General features: G+C 30.2%; 18 protein-coding genes. 11 read left to right on the top strand and 7 right to left on the bottom strand.

Features of this window, described 5'->3' with window-relative positions; genetic code table 11:
• The first annotated feature begins 8 nt into the window (after window positions 1–8).
• Window positions 9–3806 (top strand): proprotein convertase P-domain-containing protein, encoded by a 3798-nt coding sequence (locus MC378_RS08515; RefSeq protein WP_242178339.1) that lies wholly within the window; start codon window positions 9–11, stop codon window positions 3804–3806.
• Window positions 3807–3878: 72 nt separating this feature from the next.
• Here MC378_RS08515 and MC378_RS08510 read toward each other — a convergent pair whose 3' ends face one another.
• Complete coding sequence (locus tag MC378_RS08510) at window positions 3879–4487, bottom strand: superoxide dismutase (protein WP_242178338.1); 609 nt, start codon at window positions 4485–4487, stop codon at window positions 3879–3881.
• 114 nt (window positions 4488–4601) lie between these two features.
• Window positions 4602–5612, bottom strand: coding sequence for a class 1 fructose-bisphosphatase (gene fbp / locus MC378_RS08505; protein WP_242178337.1), 1011 nt, complete (start codon window positions 5610–5612; stop codon window positions 4602–4604).
• A gap of 191 nt (window positions 5613–5803) precedes the next feature.
• Here fbp and MC378_RS08500 point away from each other — a divergent pair, with 191 nt between their 5' ends.
• The 8 genes from MC378_RS08500 to dnaG all read left to right on the top strand — a co-directional run bounded on the left by MC378_RS08500 (window position 5804) and on the right by dnaG (window position 15625).
• Window positions 5804–6283, top strand: a complete 480-nt coding sequence (locus MC378_RS08500) for a GNAT family N-acetyltransferase (protein ID WP_242178336.1) — start codon at window positions 5804–5806, stop codon at window positions 6281–6283.
• 1 nt (window position 6284) lies between these two features.
• Window positions 6285–7538: an aspartate kinase gene (locus MC378_RS08495; RefSeq protein ID WP_242178335.1), complete on the top strand. Its 1254-nt coding sequence runs from the start codon at window positions 6285–6287 to the stop codon at window positions 7536–7538.
• Window positions 7539–7593: 55 nt separating this feature from the next.
• The gene (locus tag MC378_RS08490) at window positions 7594–9405 is read left to right on the top strand and encodes a lysophospholipid acyltransferase family protein (RefSeq protein ID WP_242178334.1); all 1812 of its coding nucleotides are present in this window, start codon (window positions 7594–7596) and stop codon (window positions 9403–9405) included.
• Window positions 9406–9568: 163 nt separating this feature from the next.
• On the top strand, window positions 9569–9928 hold the full coding sequence (locus MC378_RS08485) for a phage holin family protein (protein WP_242178333.1): 360 nt from the start codon (window positions 9569–9571) through the stop codon (window positions 9926–9928).
• A 95-nt stretch (window positions 9929–10023) separates the two neighbouring features.
• On the top strand, window positions 10024–11355 hold the full coding sequence (tig, locus tag MC378_RS08480; protein WP_242178332.1) for a trigger factor: 1332 nt from the start codon (window positions 10024–10026) through the stop codon (window positions 11353–11355).
• 127 nt (window positions 11356–11482) lie between these two features.
• Window positions 11483–12142 (top strand): ATP-dependent Clp endopeptidase proteolytic subunit ClpP, encoded by a 660-nt coding sequence (gene clpP, locus MC378_RS08475; protein ID WP_242178331.1) that lies wholly within the window; start codon window positions 11483–11485, stop codon window positions 12140–12142.
• A gap of 106 nt (window positions 12143–12248) precedes the next feature.
• Window positions 12249–13487 (top strand): ATP-dependent Clp protease ATP-binding subunit ClpX, encoded by a 1239-nt coding sequence (gene clpX, locus MC378_RS08470; RefSeq protein WP_242178330.1) that lies wholly within the window; start codon window positions 12249–12251, stop codon window positions 13485–13487.
• Between the two features lie 134 nt (window positions 13488–13621).
• A complete protein-coding gene (dnaG, locus tag MC378_RS08465; protein WP_242178329.1) occupies window positions 13622–15625 on the top strand; it encodes a DNA primase in 2004 nt (667 codons plus the stop codon).
• A gap of 287 nt (window positions 15626–15912) precedes the next feature.
• On the opposite strand, the gene nadE is transcribed toward dnaG, so the two are convergent.
• Entirely contained in the window at window positions 15913–16701 is a 789-nt protein-coding gene (gene nadE / locus MC378_RS08460; protein WP_242178328.1) for an NAD(+) synthase, read from the bottom strand.
• Window positions 16702–16760: 59 nt separating this feature from the next.
• Here nadE and gldB point away from each other — a divergent pair, with 59 nt between their 5' ends.
• Window positions 16761–17720: a gliding motility lipoprotein GldB gene (gene gldB / locus MC378_RS08455; RefSeq protein ID WP_242178327.1), complete on the top strand. Its 960-nt coding sequence runs from the start codon at window positions 16761–16763 to the stop codon at window positions 17718–17720.
• Complete coding sequence (gldC, locus tag MC378_RS08450) at window positions 17720–18055, top strand: gliding motility protein GldC (protein ID WP_242178326.1); 336 nt, start codon at window positions 17720–17722, stop codon at window positions 18053–18055. Before gldB ends, gldC begins: the two co-directional genes overlap by 1 nt.
• A gap of 77 nt (window positions 18056–18132) precedes the next feature.
• Here the strand turns inward: gldC and MC378_RS08445 are convergent, their stop codons facing one another.
• From MC378_RS08445 to rpsO, 4 genes are all read right to left on the bottom strand, one after another.
• On the bottom strand, window positions 18133–19605 hold the full coding sequence (locus MC378_RS08445; protein ID WP_242178325.1) for an OmpA family protein: 1473 nt from the start codon (window positions 19603–19605) through the stop codon (window positions 18133–18135).
• Between the two features lie 77 nt (window positions 19606–19682).
• A complete protein-coding gene (gene folK / locus MC378_RS08440) occupies window positions 19683–20807 on the bottom strand; it encodes a 2-amino-4-hydroxy-6-hydroxymethyldihydropteridine diphosphokinase (protein WP_242178324.1) in 1125 nt (374 codons plus the stop codon).
• A gap of 102 nt (window positions 20808–20909) precedes the next feature.
• Complete coding sequence (locus MC378_RS08435) at window positions 20910–23150, bottom strand: polyribonucleotide nucleotidyltransferase (RefSeq protein WP_242178323.1); 2241 nt, start codon at window positions 23148–23150, stop codon at window positions 20910–20912.
• A gap of 183 nt (window positions 23151–23333) precedes the next feature.
• The gene (gene rpsO / locus MC378_RS08430) at window positions 23334–23603 is read right to left on the bottom strand and encodes a 30S ribosomal protein S15 (RefSeq protein WP_242178322.1); all 270 of its coding nucleotides are present in this window, start codon (window positions 23601–23603) and stop codon (window positions 23334–23336) included.
• Between the last annotated feature and the right edge of the window lie 133 nt (window positions 23604–23736).

Raw genomic sequence — 23736 nt, 5'->3', positions numbered from 1 at the left:
TGTTTTTTTTGTTTTTTCTAATAAGCATAAATTCTTTTGCCCAAAATACTTGTACAGATTATTCTGAAAATCCTGGAACTACTATTTCTTCTTCTGGTACAAATACATATAATACAATTATAAATGTGCCAGATTCTTATATTTTATCAGATGTAAATATAACTGTTAATATTATACATACATATAATGCTGATTTAGATATTTACTTAATTTCCCCTTTAGGAACAAGGGTAGAATTAGCTACGGATAAAGGAGGTGGAGGTGATAATTATTCAAATGTTACTTTTAATGATGCTTCTTCAAATACATTGCCAAACGGAACATTAACAATCTCGGGAGATTATAAACCAGAAGGGAGTTTAGCCGATTTTAATGGTCAAAACGCAAATGGTAATTGGACTTTAGAGGTTTCTGATGACGCAAATTTAGATGGAGGTACAATCAATAATATTATTTTAAACCTTTGTTATTTAACACCTGTTAGTGGTTTAGATGGGCATTTGGGACCTGGGGGTGTTGGGGATACAGATGGAGCATCTTCTTTAAAATTTTGGATTCGAACAGATAAAGGTGTAAGTACAACGGGTACATTAATTGATGGAATTACTAATTCTGCAGGTGTAAGTGCTTTAGATATTAGTGAAACAGGTACACAACGACCTAGCTTAGTTAATTCAGCAATTAATGGATATGATGAAATTAGTTTTTCTGGCTCTAATCGATTACGAACAGGTTTAACCTTAACAACTAACAATTTTGTAACAAATCAAGCCTCCACTTTTATTGTTACACGTGCAGATAATACAAGTCAAAATACATCTGTTTATTTAACAGACCCTTTAACATCTAATAGATTTTCAAATCATCTACCATGGAATGGAACAGTTTATTATGACTTTGGTAATTGTTGTGGTACAAACTCCAGAATACAAGTAGGTTCATTAACAGGCTTAACTTCTTATTCTTTATGGACATATGATGCAAATACTACAGATGGGAAACAACTTTATAGAAATGGGTCACTTTTACAAAATGAAGCAGGTATATCTAGTTACACAAGTCATGCAACACAAAGATTTAATTTAGGAGCAAATACTACTGGTTCAGCTGGTTTTAAAGGAGATGTTTCGGAAGTTGTTCTTTTTAAAAATAAGCTAAACACTGCTGAACGGATAATTGTTGATAATTATTTAAGTGCAAAATTTGGGTTGACATTAAATGTGAATAATTATTACAATGAAGATGACTTGGTTAATGGTAATTTTGACCATAAAGTTGCAGGTATTGGTCAGTCCTTGGATGGTTCTGCTCATTTAGATTCTCAAGGAACTGGTATTATAAGAATTAATACACCTTCTAGTTTATCACCAGATAAGTTTTTATTTTGGGGAGAAGACGTAAAAGAGGCTAATTATAGTTTTTCTTCATCAGCATCTACAGATTATTTAGAAAGATTAGATACTAAATGGAGAGTAAGTAAACGAAATGATTTAGGTACAGTAAGCCTGTCGTTAAAAGCATCAGACCTTACATTTAATTCTTCTAATGGTTGTAATGATTTAAAGTTAATAGTTAGTAGTACTTCAGATTTTTTATCTAAAACAACTTATGATTTAGTTTTATCAGGAGGAGTTTATACAGCAACAGAAGTATCTTTTTCTGATAATGATTATTTTACTTTTGAGTATGTAGATACAATAGTTTTAGACGGAACAACGGCATATAACGGAAGTTCTTCAGGAAAACCTAACTCAAGTGATGGATGTTATAAATTATTGGTAAAAAATACTTCGTTAGAATTGTTGGAAACAGCAAATGTTAGAGAAGTAGAAGTTGAGCCTGGAGCAAAATTAGTTGTAAATTCAGAATTAGGATTAACAGTTTCAAAGGGAATACAATTAGATGGAGACATTAGACTTATAGATGGAGCTCAGTTAATTCAACAACATACAGGAACTTCATTAATTACAGGAACAGGAAAGTTATTTGTAGATCAAAATTCAGAAGTAAAAAGCAAGTATCTTTATAACTATTTTGCGTCACCTGTTGTAACTATTGGTGAAAGTACTTATAAAGTAGCCTCTGTAATGAAAGACGGTACAAGTCCTACAAGTTCAAATTCAATACCTTTAGCCATAAATTTTATAGGAGGTTATGATGGAAACTTCAGTAATTCTCCAATAGAATTACCTGATTATTGGGTTTATACTTATGATGATTTAGGAGGAGGTGATTATGGATATGATAACAATTCTGGAAATGGAAGTGTAATAGAGATCAGTCCTGGAAAATCATATCTTTTTAAAGGTCCAGGAAGAGAGCAAAATTACACTTTTGAGGGAACACCTAATGATGGAGATTATACATATACAGGTGTGCCTGCAGATGTTTCTATTCTAGTTGGAAATCCTTATCCATCTGCTTTTAATATTCAAACATTTTTATCGGATAATTCATCTATAGGAACTACGGCTTATTTATATCAACATGTTGGGGTAGAAAATTCAGAAGGAATTTTTGGACATTATAAGAGTGGTTATGTAGGAGGGTATGCAACTATAAATTCAGCAACATCAGCAGAAGCAACTGCGCCATCGAAAGCAGAATATATAAAAGAGGCCGAAAGCGCTACATTAGGAGGAAACGCTTTAATTGTTGGCAATACTGTAGAACTTAAAACTGCTACAGATAGCATTAGTTTTATTTTTAATGGTTTATCTAAATCTGTAGATAGTTTATTTATTGTATATCGTTCTTCAGTATCTAAAAATTTAGATTTAGATATAAATGGCATTAGTGAATTAACAAATGTGAGTTTCTCAAATACATTAAATGTTATAGATACTCTTAAACTAGAGCTAGCCATTAATGTAAACGATACTATTTTATTAAAATCTAAAAACACAAATACAATCGCAATTGATAAGGTTTATGTCAGTCAAAAATTTAGTTATGAGGTACCGCCTTTTAATTACTTAGCCATAGCCCAAGGATTCTTTTTTTCTACAGATACTGCAGGAGATTTGGTTTTTAATAACGGGCAACGAGTTTATATTCCAGAAGGTACAAATGACTCTTTTTTCTTTAGAAATGAAGACAATAGGGTAGTAAATAATAGTTTGCCTGTTTTAAAATTAGGAATGGATTATTCACCTATAGAAAACCAAACTTTTCATAGGCAGATTGCAGTTTCTTTTATAAAAGAAAATAGTTTTAGCTATGATAGAGGTTATGACAGTGAAATGGCTGATAAAGGAGAAACAGATATTTATTGGAAATTCCCTGGGGATGATTCAGATTATGTTATATCTGGTGTTCAAAATATAGATGAGACTCTTGAGGTTCCTTTTGAATTGGTTTTAAAAAATGATCAATCCATAAGTTTAAATATAGATGAATTACAAAATATATCACATGATGTTTTTTTAAGAGATAAAGAAACAGGTATAGACTATAATTTAACTGCAAATTCTTTGAAAATTAAATTAGAGTCTGGTACGTATACAAATAGATTTTATATTGTTTTTAAAGAATCGGTATTAGCCGTAGAAGAAAATGAGTTAACAAATTCTTTTTTAGTTTATCATAATAGAAATCTAAAAGAAGTAATCATAAAGAATAATAGTAAGGCTACAATAAATAAAGTAACTATTTACAATGTTTTAGGTCAAAAAATAGTACAAGTAGATGATGTAGAAGTATTATCTAAACCGGAAATTATTTTAAAAACTACCCAGTTAAAGCAAGTTGTTTATATTGTGAATATAGAAACGAACAAAGGGGAAATATCAAAAAAGTTTTTTTGATATTAAAAAAATAAACAAAAAAATAAGGACTTAAATAAGTCCTTATTTTTTTAGCTAAAATATTATAATTACTTATTTTGCTTCAGCATATCTACGCTCAACTTCATTCCAATTAATTACATTAAAAAATGCATTAATATAATCGGGTCTTCTGTTTTGATAATTTAAATAGTAAGCATGTTCCCAAACATCCAATCCTAAAATAGGAATTCCTGTACAAGAAACACCAGGCATCAATGGATTGTCTTGATTTGGAGTAGAACAAACTTCTACTTTTCCTCCAGGATGTACACACAACCAAGCCCAACCAGAACCAAATTGAGTTGCAGCAGCATTAGAAAAAGCTTCAATAAAAGCATCTTTAGATCCAAAAGCATCTTCTATCGCATCTTTTAATTCACCAGATAAATATCCTCTATCCTCAGGATTCATAACTGTCCAAAATAAAGAATGATTGAAAAAACCTCCTCCATTATTTCTTACAGCACTATTGCTCATATCTAAATTAGTAAGGATATCTTCAATAGATTTTTCATCTAAATCAGTACCTGCAATAGCTGCATTTAATTTTGTTGTATATCCGTTATGATGTTTTGTATGGTGAATTTCCATAGTTCTAGCATCAATATTTGGTTCTAAAGCATCATATGCATAACCTAATTCTGGTAATTGAAAAGCCATAATTTTATGTTTTAAAAGATTAAATTAAATTTCTTATTTGTACAAATTTAACCATAATTATATGGTTCTACAAGTAGTTCGTGTTTTGATAATTTATAGTGATATAGAAAAGTCTTATTCTCCAAATTCACGCATAAACTCTTCTGCTTTATCAACCATATTTCTGCTACCGCAAATAAAAGGAACTCTTTGGTGTAATTCTGTAGGTTCAACATCCATAGTTCTTACATAACCGTCAGAAGCCTTTCCATTTGCTTGTTCTGCTAAAAAAGCCATAGGATTACATTCGTATAACAAACGTAATTTACCATTGGGATTTCTAGAGCCTTTTGGGTACATATAAATACCCCCTTTTATCATGTTTCTATGGAAATCAGATACTAAAGAACCAATATATCGACTAGTATAAGGCCTGTCTCCTTCTTCTTCTTGACAATATTTTATGTATTTTTTGATTCCTAAAGGGAAATCTAAATAATTCCCTTCATTTACAGAATAAATATTACCGTCTTCAGGGAAAGTCATATTTGGGTGTGATAAATAAAAAGTACCAATAGCTGGGTTTAAAGTAAAACCATTAACTCCATCACCAGTTGTATAAACAAGCATGGTAGAGGTTCCGTAAACTACATAACCCGCAGCTACTTGTTTGCTTCCTTTTTGTAAGAAATCTTCTAATTTAACAGGGGTTCCAGCAGGAGTAACACGTCTAAAAATAGAAAATATTGTTCCTACTGATACGTTTACGTCAATGTTAGAAGAACCATCTAATGGATCTATTAAGACAACATATTTGTTTTGGTTGTTTTCATCTTGACTATTAATTGCTACAAAATCATCTTCTTCTTCACTTGCAATACCACAAACAATGTTCCTTTTTGTTAACGTTTGTATAAACTTATCATTAGCGTAAACATCTAATTTTTGTTGATCTTCACCTTGTATGTTGATGTCTCCGGCAGCACCTGTAATGTCTACTAAACCAGCTTTGTTTACTTCATGGTTTACAACTTTTGCTGCCAATCTAATGGAGTTGATTAACCGAGAAAGTTCTCCGGAAGTATATTTAAAAGAGTCTTGGTTTTCAATAATAAATTCGCCTAAAGTTTGATTTTTTCCTGCCATTTTTTAAGAAATTGTTTCACCATACAAAGATGCCATTTTTTTCTTAACTACACCGTTTTCGTATGTGTTTTTCAATTTTAAAAGTTGGTTTTTTTGTATGATTTTTTAACAAATAAAAAAGAAATGTTCAAAAAAGCTAAATATTTTTAAGGGATGTCAAAAAAACTATCTTTGAAAAAATTTTTTAGAAGATGAGTTTTATAGTTAGAAAAGGAGAGGAAAAAGATGTGCAATCTGTTTTAGATTTAATTTTAGAATTGGCTGTTTTTGAGAAAGAACCCAATGCTGTAGAAATTACCATTGATGATTTGTTAAAAGATGGTTTTTCTAAAAACCCTAAATTTAAACTTTTTGTTGCTGAAGAAAATGAGATTGTTATTGGAATTGCTTTGTTTTACGAAAGATATTCTACGTGGAAAGGAAGAGCAATTCATTTAGAAGATTTAATTGTTACAAAAAGTAGGCAAAAAATAGGGGCAGGAAAAGCATTGTATAAAGCTGTTTTAAAATATGCTTATGATCATAATTTTAAAAGAGTTGCTTGGGAAGTAATAGATTGGAATACTAATGCAATAAACTTTTATAAAAGCACCGGAGCAACCTATTTAAACGATTGGTCTGTGGTACAAATGGATGAAAAAAGTTTAGAAGAATTCATCAATAATAATTAGTATGAAAATTTTTAAGTTTGGGGGGGCGTCTGTAAAAGACGCAGAAAGTATTAAAAATATTGCAAGAATCTTACAGGTAGAAGGAACAGAAAATACACTTGTAGTAATTTCTGCAATGGGTAAAATGACAAATGCTTTTGAGGATGTTGTAGATACGTATTATACTAAGTCTGAAGAATTACCTAATAAGTTAAACCTTATTGAAGAGTATCATAAAAATATTATGAAAACTCTTTTTGAGAAGAATGATGAAATTTATACAACTGTAGATATTCTTTTTGGAGAATTGGGGTGGTTTTTAGCAAGAAATACATCACAAAGATATAATTATGTATATGATCAAATTATTTGTTTTGGAGAGCTGTTGTCTACTAGAATTGTAAGTGCTTATTTGTCCAAAACTGGTGTACAAAATAATTGGTTTGATGTTCGAAACTATATTAAAACTGATAGCAATTATAGAGATGCAAAAGTAAATTGGGAATTAACTGGAGATATAATTACAAATAAAGTAGACAAGCAAAAGCTGAATATTACGCAAGGTTTTATTGCTGCAAATGATACAGAAAATACAACAACATTAGGTAGAGAAGGATCAGATTATACCGCAGGAATTTTTGCCTACTGTTTAGATGCAGAGAGTGTAACAATTTGGAAAGATGTAGAAGGGGTTTTAAATGCAGACCCCAGAGTTTTTGAAAACACCACCTTGTTAGAACAAATTTCTTATGAAGAAGCTATAGAAATGGCATTTTATGGGGCTTCTGTTATTCACCCTAAGACATTACAACCTTTACAGAAAAAAGAGATTCCCTTATTAGTTCGTTCTTTTTTAAACCCAAAGGAAGCAGGAACAAAAGTTTCTAAAGGAACAATGCTAGTGCCAAATATTCCTTGTTTTATTGTAAAAAAAGATCAAATTTTAATTTCTATTTCTGCATTAGATTTTTCTTTTATGGTAGAAAATAATATTAGTTATATTTTTCAAAAACTACACGATTATCAATTAAAAGTAAATTTAATTCAGAATTCTGCAATTAGTTTTTCTTTATGTGTAGATAATAAATTTAATAAGTTTGATGCTTTTTACAACGAACTAAAAGCACAGTTTAAAATTGAATTTCAAAACGGTGTAAACTTATATACAATACGTCATTTTAATAAAAAAACTGTTGCAGAAATCACTAAAAAAGGAGCTTCACTTTTAAGGCAAACGAGTAGGGAAACGGTCCAAATTGTACTGAAAGAAAATTAAAACAACAAAGCTTTAGATTTTTTAGTAGATTTGCAATTACGTCTAATTATAATTTATGGCAATAGTAACATCTAAGGAAATTGCACAAGTAATTGGTTTAGAGAAGTTTGGTTTTCTGGGAACTTTTATTGGCTGGCTGCTAATAAGAGTTTTACGTATTTCGGCAATTAATAAGATTTACAATAACAATAAAAATAAATCTGATTTAGATTTTTTAAACGGAATTTTAGATGATTGTAATATTAAATTCGAGATTCCTGAAGAAGATCTAAAAAGAATTCCAAAAGAGGGTCCTTTTATTACCGTTTCTAATCATCCTTTAGGCGGAATTGATGGAATCCTTTTATTAAAGCTTTTAATCGAAAAAAGAGCTGATTATAAAATTATAGCTAATTTTTTATTACACAGAATAGAGCCTTTAAAGCCTTATGTGATGCCAGTAAATCCTTTTGAAAATAGAAAGGATGCTAAATCTAGTGTTGCCGGAATTAAAGGTGCCTTAAAACATTTGCAAGAAGGAAAACCTTTAGGGATTTTCCCTGCAGGAGAAGTTTCTACATATAAAGATGGTAAATTAAAGGTAGATAAACCTTGGGAAGAAGGTGCTGTGAAATTTATTAAAAAAGCAAATGTACCTGTAATTCCTATTTATTTTCACGCAAAAAATAGTCGTCTTTTTTATTTTTTATCCAAAATTTCTGAAACTTTAAGAACTGCAAAATTACCTTCTGAAGTTATTTCTCAAAAAGGAAAAGTAATAAAGGTAAGAATAGGGAAACCAATTTCTGTAAAAGATCAAAATGAATATAAAGAGATTCCTGCTTTTTATGAGTTCATCAGAAAAAAAACATACATGTTGGCCAACCCTTTCGAGAAGTCTAACAAAATATTATCTACTCAGAGTTTAAAAATCCCTAAAAAACCTGCTAAAAAAATTACTTCTCAAAAAAATACAGACTTATTTATAAAAGAAGTAAATGCACTTAGAGAAGCAGATGGTAGGTTGTTGGAAAGTAAAAATTACGAAGTCTTTTTTGCCAATGCAAAAGACATTCCTAATTTATTGCATGAAATTGGTAGATTACGTGAAATTACTTTTAGAGATGTTGGAGAAGGAACCAATAAAGCTATTGATTTAGATAAATATGATAAGTATTATTATCACTTATTTTTATGGGATAGAGATGCTAATTGTTTAGCAGGAGCCTATAGAATGGGACTTGGAAAAGAAATTTTTAAAAAACACGGAATCAACGGTTTTTATGTTCAAACTTTGTTTAGGATTGAACCAGAATTACATCAAATGATGGAGAATACCATTGAAATGGGGAGAGCTTTTATTATTGGTGAATATCAACAAAAACCAATGCCTTTGTTTTTATTGTGGAAAGGTATTGTGCATGTAACGCTACGTTATCCAGAATATAAGTATTTAATGGGAGGTGTTTCTATTAGTAATCAATTTTCAGATTTTTCAAAATCGCTAATGATAGAGTTTATGAAATCTCACTACTACGATCCATATATCGCTCAATATATTTATCCGAAGAAAGAATACAAGGTAAAATTAAAAGATGGTGATAAAGATTTTGTGTTTGATGCCACCAAAGCAGATATGCAAAAATTCGATAAAATTATCGATGAAATTGAACCAGGAGCTTTAAGAATACCAGTACTTATTAAAAAATATGTAAAACAAAATGCACGTTTGGTTGCGTTTAATGTAGATCCAAAATTTAACAATGCCGTAGACGGGTTAATGTATATTAAAGTAGCAGACATACCAGATAGTACTGTAAAACCAGTAATGGAAGAGTTTCAAGCAGAGTTAGAGCGTAAAGCAACAGAATTACAGAACAATAAATAGAAGAAAATTAATCCGAGTATTTTTAAGTAAACTTCCACAGAAATAAGGATAATTATTTTAACACCTCTTTACTATTCAACTTGCTTTTTTTTTAAAATCTGCATTTTTGTCAGACTTTCTGTTTTGGTACAGTTTTCGCTTTTAATAGATTAAATCTTATAGTATGAAAACATTTTTAAAAATCTTATTAACAGCCTTAGCAGTAATTGTTTTGGCTAATATATTACCGGGTGTTACAGTAGAAGGTTATACTTCTGCAATTATTGTTGCAGTTGTAGTTTCATTATTAAATATGTTTGTACGCCCGCTTTTGATATTTTTTACTTTACCAGCAACGATTGTAACTTTAGGGTTGTTTTTGTTTGTAATAAATGCAATTATTATATTACTGGCAGATAAAATAGTAGATGGTTTTGCCGTTTCAGGGTTCTTTGCAGCATTCTTTTTCAGCATATTACTCTCTATTTTTAGATCAGCATTATTTTCATTATTAAAAGAAGAAAATAAATCAATAAAAAACTAAACAAAAATACTGAAATAGAAGTATTTAAACATTTGTGCAATCAATTAAAATGATTAATTTTGCACTCGATTTTTTCAAGATAAAAGAACAAAGAAATGAATATTACAAAAGAAAACATAGATGCGTTAAACGCAGTTGTAAAAGTAGATATTGTTGCAGATGATTATCAAGCAAAAGTAACAGAGTTATTAACTGATTATCGTAAAAAAGCAGATATTCCTGGTTTTAGAAAAGGTCATGTACCAATGGGGATGATTAAAAAACAGTATGGTAAATCTATAATGATAGATGAAGTTAACAAGCTTTTACAAGATTCTTTAAATAAATTTTTAACGGAAGAAAAATTAGATATTTTAGGTAATCCATTACCAAGAGTTAAAGAGGATTTTAATTGGGATGCAGAAACTTTTTCTTTCGAATTTGAATTAGGTTTAGCCCCAGAATTTGACGTTGATTTAAAATCTAAAAAGAAAGTTACACAATACAATATTGTTGCAACTGAAGATTTAATTGACGAAGAAGTTAAGAATATTCAAACTCGTTACGGAAAAATGAGTTCATTAGATGAAGCAACAGAGCATTCTAATGTAACAGGAACTTTTGTAAATGAAGAGAAAGGAATTAATAAAAAATCAACTTTTTTAGTAAACGACCTAAAAGGTAAGAAAAACGAAAAGAAATTAATTGGAGCTAAAGTTGGAGATGTTATCGAATTAGAAACAAAAAAATTGTTTGAAGACGATCATAAATTACAACATGTTTTAGGGGTTTCTCATGATGAAATTCATGATTTAGATATTAAAGTTACTTTAACTGTCGAAGAAATTACGAAAACAGAACCTGCAGATTTAGATAAAGAATTATTTGATAAATTATTTCTTGATGGTAGTGTTACAACAGTAACAGAATTAAGAGAAAAAATCAAAGAAGATGCAGAAAAGCAATTCAACCAACAAGGAGATCAACAATTACTAAACGCAGTAACAGAGCATTTAGTAGAAAACACAAAGTTTGATTTACCTGCAGAATTTTTACAAAAATGGTTGGCAACAGCTGGAGAAAAAGAATTAACTCCAGAAGAAGCTACAGAAGAATATAATAAGTCAGAAAAAGGATTGCGTTATCAATTAATCGAAGGAAAGATTATGAAAGATAATAATATCAAACTAGATTATGCAGAATTGGTAGATTATGCTAAAGGATTTATCCGTACGCAAATGGCACAATTTGGTAATATGAATCCAGAAGAAAAAGAATTGGATGATATTGCAGGTAGAATCTTACAAAACCAAGAAGAAGCACAAAAATTACAATCTCAATTAATTAGTCAAAAATTATTGGCCTTTTACAAAGAGAATATGAATTTTAAAACAAAAGAAGTTTCTTACGAAGATTTTATTAAAGAAGTTTACAAAACAGAAAAATAATCTTTTTTGATTAAAAAAAAGAAAACCTGAATTGTAAAATTCAGGTTTTTTTAGCGACAAACTCAAATAGAATAGTAAGAAATAGTTCTTATATTTACAGTATTAAACTTAAAACAGAATCACTAAGATGGATTACGGAAAAGAGTTCGAAAAATACGCAACAAAACATCACGGCATTAATAGTACCTATTTTGGTAAAATTACCAGTAGTGTAACACCATATATTATGGAAGAACGCCAAATGAATATTACGCAAATGGATGTTTTTTCTCGTTTAATGATGGATAGAATTATCTTTTTAGGAACAGGAATTAACGATCAAGTAGCAAATATTATTCAAGCACAATTATTGTTTTTAGAAAGTGTAGATGCTAATAAAGATATTTCAATTTATATCAATTCTCCAGGAGGAGGCGTTTATGCAGGTCTAGGTATCTATGATACCATGCAGTTTATAAAACCAGATGTTGCAACTATTTGTACAGGTATGGCAGCTTCTATGGGAGCCGTTTTAATGTGTGCAGGTGCAAAAGGAAAACGTTCTGCATTGCCACATTCTAGAGTGATGATTCACCAACCTTTAGGAGGTGCACAAGGACAAGCTTCTGATATCGAAATTACTACAAGAGAAATTTTGAAATTGAAAGACGAATTGTATGCAATCATCTCAAATCATTCAGGACAAACATTAGAAAAAGTTCATGATGATTCTGATAGAGATTATTGGATGAAAGCGGACGAAGCAAAAGCTTATGGAATGATTGACGAAATTTTAGTAAGAAAATAATTGTTTTAAGCTGTTAGCTTTTTTATTATTAGTTAGCTAAGAGTCAGTTTTTTAACATACAACTAAGTGCCAAAAGCAAATAGCTAAAGGCCAAACGCGTAAGAAAATGTCGAAAGAAGAAAATTTAGAATGTTCGTTTTGCGGACGAAAAAAAGCAGAAACAGATTTGTTAATTGCAGGAATGGATGCTCATATTTGCGATAAATGTATAGAACAAGCACATGGAATTGTAGAAGAAGAAATTTTAGAAGCAAAATCAAGTGGCTTATCAAAAGATTTAACGCTTAAAAAACCATTGCAAATAAAAGAGTTTTTAGATCAATATATTATTGGTCAATTAGAAACTAAAAGAGCAATGTCTGTTGCTGTTTATAATCATTACAAAAGATTGTTACAGACAAAAGACGATGAAGATGATGTAGAGATCGAAAAATCTAATATTGTTTTAGTGGGAGAAACCGGAACCGGTAAAACTTTAGTAGCAAAAACAATTGCAAGAATGCTAAATGTACCTTTCGCTATAGTTGATGCCACTGTTTTAACACAGGCAGGTTATGTTGGTGAAGATGTAGAAAGTATCTTAAGTAAATTACTGCAAGCGGCAGATTACGATGTAGAAAAGGCGCAAAGAGGTATTATTTTTATCGATGAAATTGATAAAATTTCTCGTAAAGGAGATAATCCATCCATAACTAGAGATGTTTCAGGAGAAGGCGTACAGCAAGCTTTATTAAAATTATTAGAAGGAACGGTTGTTAATGTTGCTCCAAAAGGAGGAAGAAAACATCCAGAACAAAAATTTATAGAAGTAGATACTAAAGATATTTTATTTATTGCTGGGGGTGCTTTTTCTGGTATTGAAAGAATTATTAGTAAGCGTTTAAATATGCAAGCTGTTGGTTATAGTGCATCAATTAGCGATGATAAATTAGATGAGGAAAATTTATTGCAATATATCATCCCTTCCGATTTAAAAGCTTTTGGATTAATTCCAGAAATTATTGGGCGTTTACCAGTACTAAGTTACATGAATCCTTTAGATGCTAAAACGTTAAGATCTATTTTAACAGAGCCTAAAAATGCAATTATTAAGCAGTATTCTAAATTGTTTACAATGGATGATGTTGAATTTTCGATAGAGGAAGAAGCGTTAAATTATATTGTAGAAAAAGCGGTAGAATATAAATTAGGAGCAAGAGGATTACGTTCTTTATGTGAAGCAATTTTTACAGACGCAATGTTTGATTTACCAAGTTCTGATGAAAAAGAGTTTAATGTAACTAAAGAATATGCAGAAGCAAAATTAACAAATACAACACTTAAAAAATTAAGAGCAGCTTCTTAATTTTTAATTCCATATTTTAAACCTCACTAGTTTAGATTAGTGAGGTTTTTTTATTTTGAGTTCGTTTAGAATTCGCCTTCATCAGAAATAAGGAATTCTTATATTTGTGTTCGCTTTCCATTTAATATTTATAAATGATATCTAGAAGTACCATAGACCGTGTTTTTGAATCTGCAAGAGTAGAAGAAGTGATTGGTGAGTTTGTTCAGTTAAAAAAAGCTGGAAGTAATTTTAAAGGCTTAAGTCCGTTTACAGACGAAAAATCACCCTCATTTATGGTTTCTCCCGTAAAACAAATCTGGAAAGATTTTTCTACAGGAAAAGGAGGGAACTCTGTTTCTTTTTTAATGGAACATGAACATTATACCTATCCTGAGGCATTACGGTGGTTGGCTAAAAAATACAATATTGAGATTGAAGAAACTGAGCAAACCTCTGAAGAGAAAGCTCAAATGAATGAAAGAGAAAGCATGTTCTTGGTCTCTAATTTTGCCAAAGATTATTTTCATGATGTAATGCTCAATTCTAATAAAGGAAAAGCTATTGGTTTAAGTTATTTTAAAGAACGAGGTTTTACAGATAAAACTATAAAAAAATTCGAATTAGGATACTGTATAGATGAGTGGGATAATTTTACAAAAGCAGCTTTAACAAAAGGATACGATTTAAAATATTTAGCTTCAACAGGTTTAACTATTGTAAAAGAAAACAAACAATTCGACCGTTTTAAAGGACGTGTAATGTTTCCTATACATTCTATGTCAGGACGTATTTTAGGTTTTGGAGGGCGTATCTTAACTGCAGATAAAAAAGCTGCAAAATACTTAAATTCTCCCGAAAGCGATATTTACCATAAAAGTAAAATTTTGTACGGAATTTATCAAGCTAAAAAAGAAATTGCAAAACAGGATAATTGTTTTTTAGTAGAAGGATATACAGATGTCATTTCTTTTCATCAATCAGGAATAGAAAATGTTGTGGCTTCTTCTGGTACAGCTTTAACATCAGATCAAATTAGATTGGTAAATAGACTTACCAAAAACATTACGGTGCTTTTTGATGGTGATGCAGCAGGAATTAGAGCTTCCATTCGTGGAATTGATTTGATTCTAGAACAAGGAATGAATGTAAAAGTAGTTCAGTTTCCTGATGGAGAAGATCCCGATAGTTTTGCAAAATCTCATTCTGATAATGAATTAAAAGAGTATTTAGAAAGTTCTGCACAAGATTTCATCAATTTTAAAGTTTCTCTTTTATTAAAAGAAGCCAAAAACGACCCGATAAAAAAAGCTGGATTAATTAGAGATATTGTTAGCAGCATTTCTAAAATTCCGGATGCAATTCAACGGGAAGTTTATGTGCAAGAATGTGCCAGAATTATGGATATTTCTGAGCGAGTTTTGTTTAGTGAATTGGCACAACTATTAAAGAAGGGAATACAAGAAAAAAGTAAAAAATCGCATCAACCTAAGCAAGATCCAAATCAACCTCCACCAGAATATTTTATGGAGCAAGAGCAAGCTCAAATGGGATTGGTTAAAGGCGGGAGCATTTCTTCTAAAAAAGTAGATCAATTATCAATACTTGAAAAAGAAATTATTAGAATTTTACTCTTGTTTGGAAATGAAGAAGTAGATTTTATAGAAGAAATAACAAATGTTGATGAAGAAGGAAAAGAAACAATTTCTGTTAGAAAATATCAAAATTTAGTTTCTGCAGAAATTTATTTGCATTTACAAGAAGATGAAATTGAGTTTACAAATCCTCTTTTCCAAGAAATTTATATTGAAATGATTCATCAGTTAAATCAATCTGAGAAATTAGAAGTAGATCGTTTGGTTAATCATGAAAATCCAGATATAAGTAGTATCGTAACTTCAATTTTAATGGATGAAGAAAAGCATCAATTAAGTGATTGGGAAGGGCAAAATATAGAAGTTAAATCTGCTTTAGAGGTTTTAGATAAATTGGTAAATGATTCTGTTTTTAATTTAAGAAGAGTTTTGATTGGTAAAAAGATTGAAGAATTAATGTTAGAAGTTTCTAAAGAACCTTCTAAATCAATAGACTTAGAAATTGTAAAGAACTATACAGGGTTGAAAATGAGACTTTTTGAAAAGTTAAATAGAGTTGTGTAAAGTTATTAAATTGTAAAATAGGGTATTGCCCTCTTTTATTATTACTTTTTTGTATATTGCGATTGCTAAAAAGAAAAACAATTACTATGAAAAAATTATTGCAACTTTTAAAAATAGTTCAGTTATTTGTTTTATTACCATTTGAAATATCGAAAGGCTCCAAGAAAAAAGCCTATATGAGAATTAAAAAAATGATGATAGCTGCTAATTTATTATAAAATAATAATAATCCAAAAAAGCCTTATTACTTAGATGCAATAAGGCTTTTTGGGTTAAAAAAATAAGTTTTATTTTATTTCGTGTGGAATTTCACAAACAGGAATTGGAATCATTTTATGTTGATTGATTTTATTTAATCTTGAGTAAATCTTAAAAACTTCTTTATCTCTACCCGAAAAATCTGCTTCTGTTTTTTCTTTTTCTTGCATTTTCATCGCCCATTCTAATTCGTCATAAGAAGCACCAATTTGGTCTTCATCAGTTCTGCTATCCCCAAATAGTCCATCTGTTGGTTGGGCTTTTTGTATAGAATTAGGTACCTTTAAGTAAGCTGCTAATTCATAAACTTCAGATTTCATTAAATCTGCAATTGGACTTAAATCTACACCACCATCACCATATTTTGTGTAAAAACCAACTCCAAAATCTTCTACTTTATTTCCCGTGCCAGCAACTAAATAACCATGTAAACCAGCAAAGTAGTATAAAGTGGTCATTCTTAACCTTGCTCTTGTGTTTGCTAACGACAAATCTACTTTTGAAGAAGATGCAACATTAGGGACTACATTTTTAAAACCATCAAAAGTAGTAGTTAGATCTACTCTAACTTCAGAAACATTTTTAAAACGATTTTTTAATTGAGTAATATGTTCTTCTGCTCTTGTAACTTGACTTTCAGCTTGATGAATTGGCATTTCTACACATAAAGTAGGAAATCCAGTTTCTGCACAAAGAGTAGAAGTTAAAGCAGAATCTATTCCTCCAGATACACCTACTACAAATCCTTTAACTTTTGCATTTTTTGCATATTCTTTTAACCAATTGATTATATGTTCTGCAACTTTTTTAGTCTTCATTAATAAACTATTTTAGTATTTTTATCGTTTTGTAATTCTAATAGCAATATACAAAGTTTATGAGGTTTTTTCTAAGAGTTTTAATAGTTTTCTTTAGTTTCTATTCGTGTAAAAAAAATAATGTAAAAACAGTTGATCTATCTAATACAAATGTAAATTTAGAAGTAAATAGATTTGAGGTTGATTTTTATAATGCATCAGCAGAAACTTTGCCAAGAATAAAAAATAAATATCCTTTTTTATTCCCTAAAGAGTTTATAGATAGTTTATCATTAGCTAAAATCAATGATAAAGATGAGCAAGAGTTATTTGCCGAAACTCAAAAAATATATAAAGATTTTACAACAACTAAAGACCAATTAGTTTCTCTTTTTAAACATGTTAAATATTACAATCCTAAATTTATAACTCCAAAAGTAGTTACTATCTTATCAAATATAGATTATGATAGTAGGGTAATTTACGCAGATAGTTTGTTGCTGATTTCTTTAGATGTGTATTTAGGAAAAGCGCATAAGTTTTATGGAGATTACCCTAAATACATTAAAGAAAATAATACCAAAGAGCATATTGTTGTTGATGTTGCAAATGCTATTATTAGTAAGCAATTACCACCTACTTACAATAGAAGTTTTGTAAGTAAGATGATACATGAAGGAAAAAAGATGTATTTATTAGACTTGTATTTGCCAAAAATTTCAGATAAAGAAAAAATTGGTTATGAAAAGGATAAGTTAGCTTGGGCAGAAGCTAATGAAGAAGAGATATGGATGTATTTTATGGATAAAAAACTCTTATTTAGTACAGATACAAAATTGAATAAAAGGTTCTTAGAAAAGGCCCCTTTTTCAAAATTTTATATGGAACAAGATAATCTATCACCTGGAGAAATTGGTGTTTGGGTTGGATGGCAAATTGTAAAGAGTTACATGAGTCATAATGATGTATCTTTGCAGGAATTATTAAAAAAGAACGAATTAGATTTATTGAATGAATCTAAATATAAACCCAAAAAATAATGGCTATTAAACATAATTCAGATATAGAATTTAAAATAGGTTTAGATGAGAATAAAGTCCCAGAAGAAATTTCTTGGACAGCAAAAGATGGAGGAATAGATCATGAAGCTTCTAAAGCAATTATGATTTCTGTTTGGGATCATAAAAAGAAAGATACTTTACGTATGGATTTATGGACAAAAGACATGCCTGTAGATGAAATGAAGCAGTTTTATCATCAAACATTAGTATCTATGGCAGATACCTTTGAACGAGCGACAGATGACACTAAAATGGCTGCAACAATGAGAGATTTTTGTGACTATTTTGCAGAAAAATTAGAACTAAAAAAATAAGAAAGAATCTTCTTTCAAAAAAGAAAAAGCGATAACTTTTAAGTTATCGCTTTTTTATTTGATGTTTATCGAATTCTTTAATCAAAAGAATCTACAGGAGTAATTTCTACCCTTCTATTTAATTGTCTTCCACCAGCATTCTCATTAGAGAATTTTGGTCTAGATTCTCCATAACCTTTAGATTGTAATCTATCGGCAGGGATACCTTGTCTAATCATATACTTTCTTACACTTGCTGCTCTTCTTTGAGATAGGTATAAGTTGTATCGATCACTATTTCTATTATCTGTATGACCTTCAATAACAAACTTAACATTTGGTACTTTTTTCATTAAGGATACAATCTTATCTATATTTGAAAGAGAAATACTTTTAATTTTATCACTATTTGTATCAAAATAAATACTTGTAGCAAGCAATGCAATTTGTTGATTGATATTATCTGGTTTTGCAGCTTCTTGTTTAGGACAACCTCTATTCTCTATAGTACCAGGAGTTGTTGGGCATAAATCTTTTCCATCCATTACGCCATCTCCATCAGAATCTATATTCAGTGGACAACCTTCGTTAGATATTGGTCCGTACTCTAAAGGACATTTGTCTTTGTAGTCGGCTAAACCGTCTTTGTCTGAATCTACTGCTTTACCATTTCCATATACCATTACGCCAGCAGGAGTGTTAGGTTCAATATCTAATTGATCCATTACACCATCCTTATCAGTATCAACAACTTTAAATTCTTTACCGCCTTTGTTTTCATCACCCCAAATGGTAAATACTTTTTTCTTTCCTAATTTAACAACTACCCCTAAACTTGTTACAAAAAAGGTTTCCCAATCTTGCTTGTTAGATATTGCTGCATCTAAATGATCTTCGTAATTAAAGTACATTCCAGTTCTAAACTCTAAGTCAATACGTTTGTTAATTCTTCTTTTAACACCTAATTGTGCAGATAAGTATATAGAACTAGCTTGACTAACACTATTTCTTGCAGGATTAGTACCAAAATCTGCTCCTGGAAGTTTTTCATAAGAACCATCTGCTAGTTTTTGATATAAAGCAGAGTTATATTGATGATAACCTATACCAAAGTAACCTGCGGCATTCCACTTATTTGCATTTTTTTGATATAAATTGGTAAAACTAAAAATAAGGTTTAATTCAGCACCATAAGCTACACCTTCAAATTTCATATCATCTCTAATAACTGTATTAGGAACATACAAAAGTTCGTAAACGTCAGAGAAATATTGTGCTCCACCAGATATTTTAGAAAAAGAAGCTTTTAATTCTAACCCTAATAATGGGTTAAACATTTTATCTACATAAGCATATGCTCCAAAATTTAGATAGTTTGTGTCATCACTTGTACCTATAGAACGCATGTCTCCATGCATGATAAAGTTACTAAATCCAGCAGCAACAGCCCAACTATTACTGTTTTCTAAGTCGATTCTATTACCATAAGTAATTTCATCTGTGGTGAATTGCCCAAAAGATTTATGGATAGCGAAGCTACAAATAAGTAGCAATAAAAAAATTCTCCTCATTAGGTGTATTTTATTGTAGTCTTAAATTTAATTATAGTTGGGGAATATTCTTAATTTGCAAAAATATAATTTTTTTTTCAATTTAGCTTTATTTTATTAATAATGTAATTGTAGTCTTTTTTGTTTTTTACAAAATCAATTTCAGAAACATCTATTAATAAAATATTTAGATTTTTTTCTGTTTTGATAAAGTTTTTATAGCCATCATGAATTTTTTGTAAATACTCTGCTTGAATATTTTGTTCATATTCTCTTCCTCTATTTTTTATATTTTCTAGTAATCGTTCTGTGTTTTGATATAAATAAACATACAAGTCTGGTTTTGTTATTTCTTTGTACATTAAATCAAACATTTTTCTATACAATAAATATTCTTCTTTTTGAAGAGTGATTTGTGCGAAAATTAACGATTTAAAAATATAGTAATCAGAAACAATAAAGTTCTTAAATAAGTCGAATTGTGCTAAATCATCGCTTAGTTGTTGATACCTGTCGGCTAGGAAGCTCATTTCTAAAGGAAAGGCATATCGTTCTTTGTCTTCATAAAATTTTGGTAAAAACGGATTGTCTGCAAAACGTTCTAATACTATTTTAGCGTTAAACTCATCGGATATCATTTTTGTTAAAGAAGTTTTTCCTGCCCCTATATTTCCTTCTATAGCAATGTAATTGTATTTTTCTGACAATGGAATTGGACGAACAAGTTGCTCTTCAATTTTATGAATTTCTGAAGAATCTGTACAGTTTTGTAGACAAACTTTTATTTGTTTTTTTGCTATAGGATGAATAATGTTTTCTGCAATTTCTGATAAAGGAACCATCACAAATTTTCGATCTAACATTTTAGAATGAGGTACAATTAGCATTTTAGAAAAGATAATCTCATCATCAAATAATAAAATATCAATATCGATATTTCTATTTTGATATTCTTTAGTATTGCTTCTTTGTCTTCCTAATTCGTTTTCTATTTTTAATAATGAATTTATTAAGGTTTCAGGTTGCTGATAAGTTGATATTTTAATACATATATTATAAAAATCATCTCCTTCAAATCCCCAAGAAGCTGTTTTATAAATAGAAGATATTTTTTTGATAGCACCAACTTCATTATCAATAAGGTTGATTGCTTTTTGTAGGTTTTCAAGTTTGTTTCCTTGATTGGTTCCTAAAGATAAATATGTGATGCGTTGAATTTTCATAAAATGTCTACAAAGAAAATAAAAGCATTTTATAAAATAGCTATAAACAAAAAAAATCGCCAAAATATTTTGGCGATTTTTAATATATGTTAAAAAAAGAACTTATTCTTCTTTTCTTGGTTCTCTAGGTTTTCTATCATCACGTCTGTTATCACGTCCACGATTATCTCTACCTTTATTATCTCTTCCACGATTATTGTCTCTTGGAGGTCTTTCTACAAAACCTTCTGGTTTTGGTAAAATAGCTTTTCTAGAAACTTTTTCTTTTCTAGTTCTTGGATCTAAACCAAAGTATTTTACGTCTAAGATATCTCCCATTTTCACAACATCAGCAACATTGTCTGTACGTTCCCAAGCTAATTCGCTAACGTGTAATAAAACCTCGTTTCCTGGGGCTTCTGTATATTCTACAACAGCACCAAAATCTAACATTTTAATTACTTTAACTTCGTATACACTACCAACTTGAGGTTTAAACATCATTGATTCAATTTTAGCAATCACTGCTTCAATTCCCTCTGGTTTTGTTCCTAATATTTCAATAATTCCTTCTTCCGTTACAGGATCTTCAGTAATTACAATCGTAGTTTCTGTTTCTTTCTGTAATTCTTGGATATGTTTACCACCTGGTCCAATAAAAGCACCAATTAATTCATTAGGTATTCTTCTGTTAACCATTTTAGGTGCATGTGCCTTAACTTCTTCATTTGCAGAAGCAATTGTGTCTGTTAACTTTCCTAAGATATGTAAACGACCTTCACGAGCTTGTTTTAGTGCATTTACTAAAATTTCGTAGCTTAATCCTTTTACTTTAATATCCATTTGACAAGCCGTGATTCCTTCTGAAGTACCTGTTACTTTAAAGTCCATATCTCCTAAATGATCTTCATCACCTAAAATATCAGATAAAACTGCGTAACGATCTCCATCAGAAATTAATCCCATAGCAATACCAGAAACGGGTCTTGTCATTTGAACACCTGCATCCATCAATGCCATTGTACCAGCACAAACAGTGGCCATTGAAGAAGAACCGTTAGATTCTAATACTTCAGATACAACTCTTACTGTGTAAGGGCAGTCAGCAGGAATCATTCCTTTTAATCCACGTTGTGCTAAGTTACCATGACCAACTTCTCTACGAGACGTTCCTCTTAATGGTCTAGCTTCACCTGTACAAAAAGGAGGGAAGTTATAATGTAAATAGAAATTTTCTTCACCTTCATGAGATGGCATGTCTATTTTATTTGCATCTCTAGAAGTTCCTAAAGTTACGGTTGCTAATGCTTGCGTTTCTCCACGAGTAAAGATTGAAGAACCATGAACAGATGGTAAATAATCTACTTCACACCAAATTGGTCTAATGTCTGTTGTTTTACGTCCGTCTAAACGTAAACCTTCTGCTAAAGTTAATTCTCTAACAGCTGCTTTTTGAGATTTGTTGAAATATTTTCCAATTAAATCTCCGTAATCAGCTAATTCTTCTTCTGTAAATGAAGCTTTTAATTCTTCTTTTATTTCAGCAAAAGCATTGGTGCGTTCTACTTTAGAAGTTCCTTTTTTAGCAATTGCATAACATTTGTCGTAACAAAAGTCATTTATTTTTGCTGCCAATTCTTCATCTTCTCTTTCTCCTTCATATATTCTAGTTTCTTTCTTTCCGAAAGCTTCTGCTAAACGAACTTGAGCGGCACATTGAACTTTAATAGCTTCATGCGCAAACTTAATTGCATCTGCCATTTCTTCTTCAGAAATTTCATCCATTTCACCTTCCACCATCATTACAGAGTCTGCAGAAGCTCCAATCATCATGTCGATGTCAGATTCTGCTAATTGTGCTCTGTTCGGGTTGATTACAAATTCTCCGTTTATACGACCTACTCTTGCTTCAGAGATAGGGCATTCGAAAGGAAAATCAGATAATTGAATAGCTGCTGATGCTGCTAATCCTGCTAATGCATCTGGCATAACATCTTCATCATGAGACATTAATTGGATCATTACTTGTACTTCTGCATGATAATCTTTTGGAAATAAAGGACGTAAAACACGGTCTACTAAACGCATTGTTAATACTTCACCATCACTTGGTCTTGCTTCTCTTTTAAAGAAACCTCCAGGATATCTACCTGCAGCGGCAAATTTTTCTCTATAATCTACTGTTAATGGTAAAAAATCAACATCAGATTGTTTGTAGTTAGAAACTACTGTACATAATAACATTGCTTTTCCCATTTGAACAACAACTGAACCGTGTGCTTGTTTAGCTAACTTACCGGTTTCTAATGAGATGGTTCTTCCATCTCCAAGGTCTATAACCTCTCTAAATACTTTTGGAATCATAAATTTTTAATTCTAAATTTTTAATTTGTTTGTTGTTGTGTTGTTGTCTGTTGTTGCAATGGAAATTCAAAAATGCTGTTACTATTTTTGATTTTTTTATTAAGGTTCTGTTTGTTAGGCAGAATGAAATACTTTTTTAAATAAAAAAAAGAGGCACGTTTATAGAGCCTCTTTTTGTAAGAATTACTTTCTAATTCCTAATTCTTTAATTATCGCACGATATCTTGTAATATCTGATTTCTTTAGATAATCTAATAAACTTCTACGTTTACCAACCATCATTACTAAAGAACGCTCTGTATTAAAATCTTTACGATTGTTTTTTAAGTGTTCTGTTAAATGGTTAATTCTGTGCGTAAATAACGCGATTTGCCCTTCTGAAGAACCAGTATCGTTTTTTCCTTTACCGTGTTTTTCGAAGATACTTTCTTTTACTTCTTTAGTTAAATACATTCCAATATTATTTAAATGATTTTTATGTATATCAATGATGTTTTCATCGAAGCTGCAAATATATAACTATTTTTTATAAACATGTTTAATTATAAACTGAAATATAACTGTTTAAGTAAAAGTAGGGTAAAAT

Source organism: Polaribacter marinus (assembly GCF_022662535.1).
Taxonomy (GTDB): domain Bacteria; phylum Bacteroidota; class Bacteroidia; order Flavobacteriales; family Flavobacteriaceae; genus Polaribacter; species Polaribacter marinus.
Note: the sequence above shows the minus strand (reverse complement) of the source record. Positions and strands in the feature narration are given on the sequence as shown.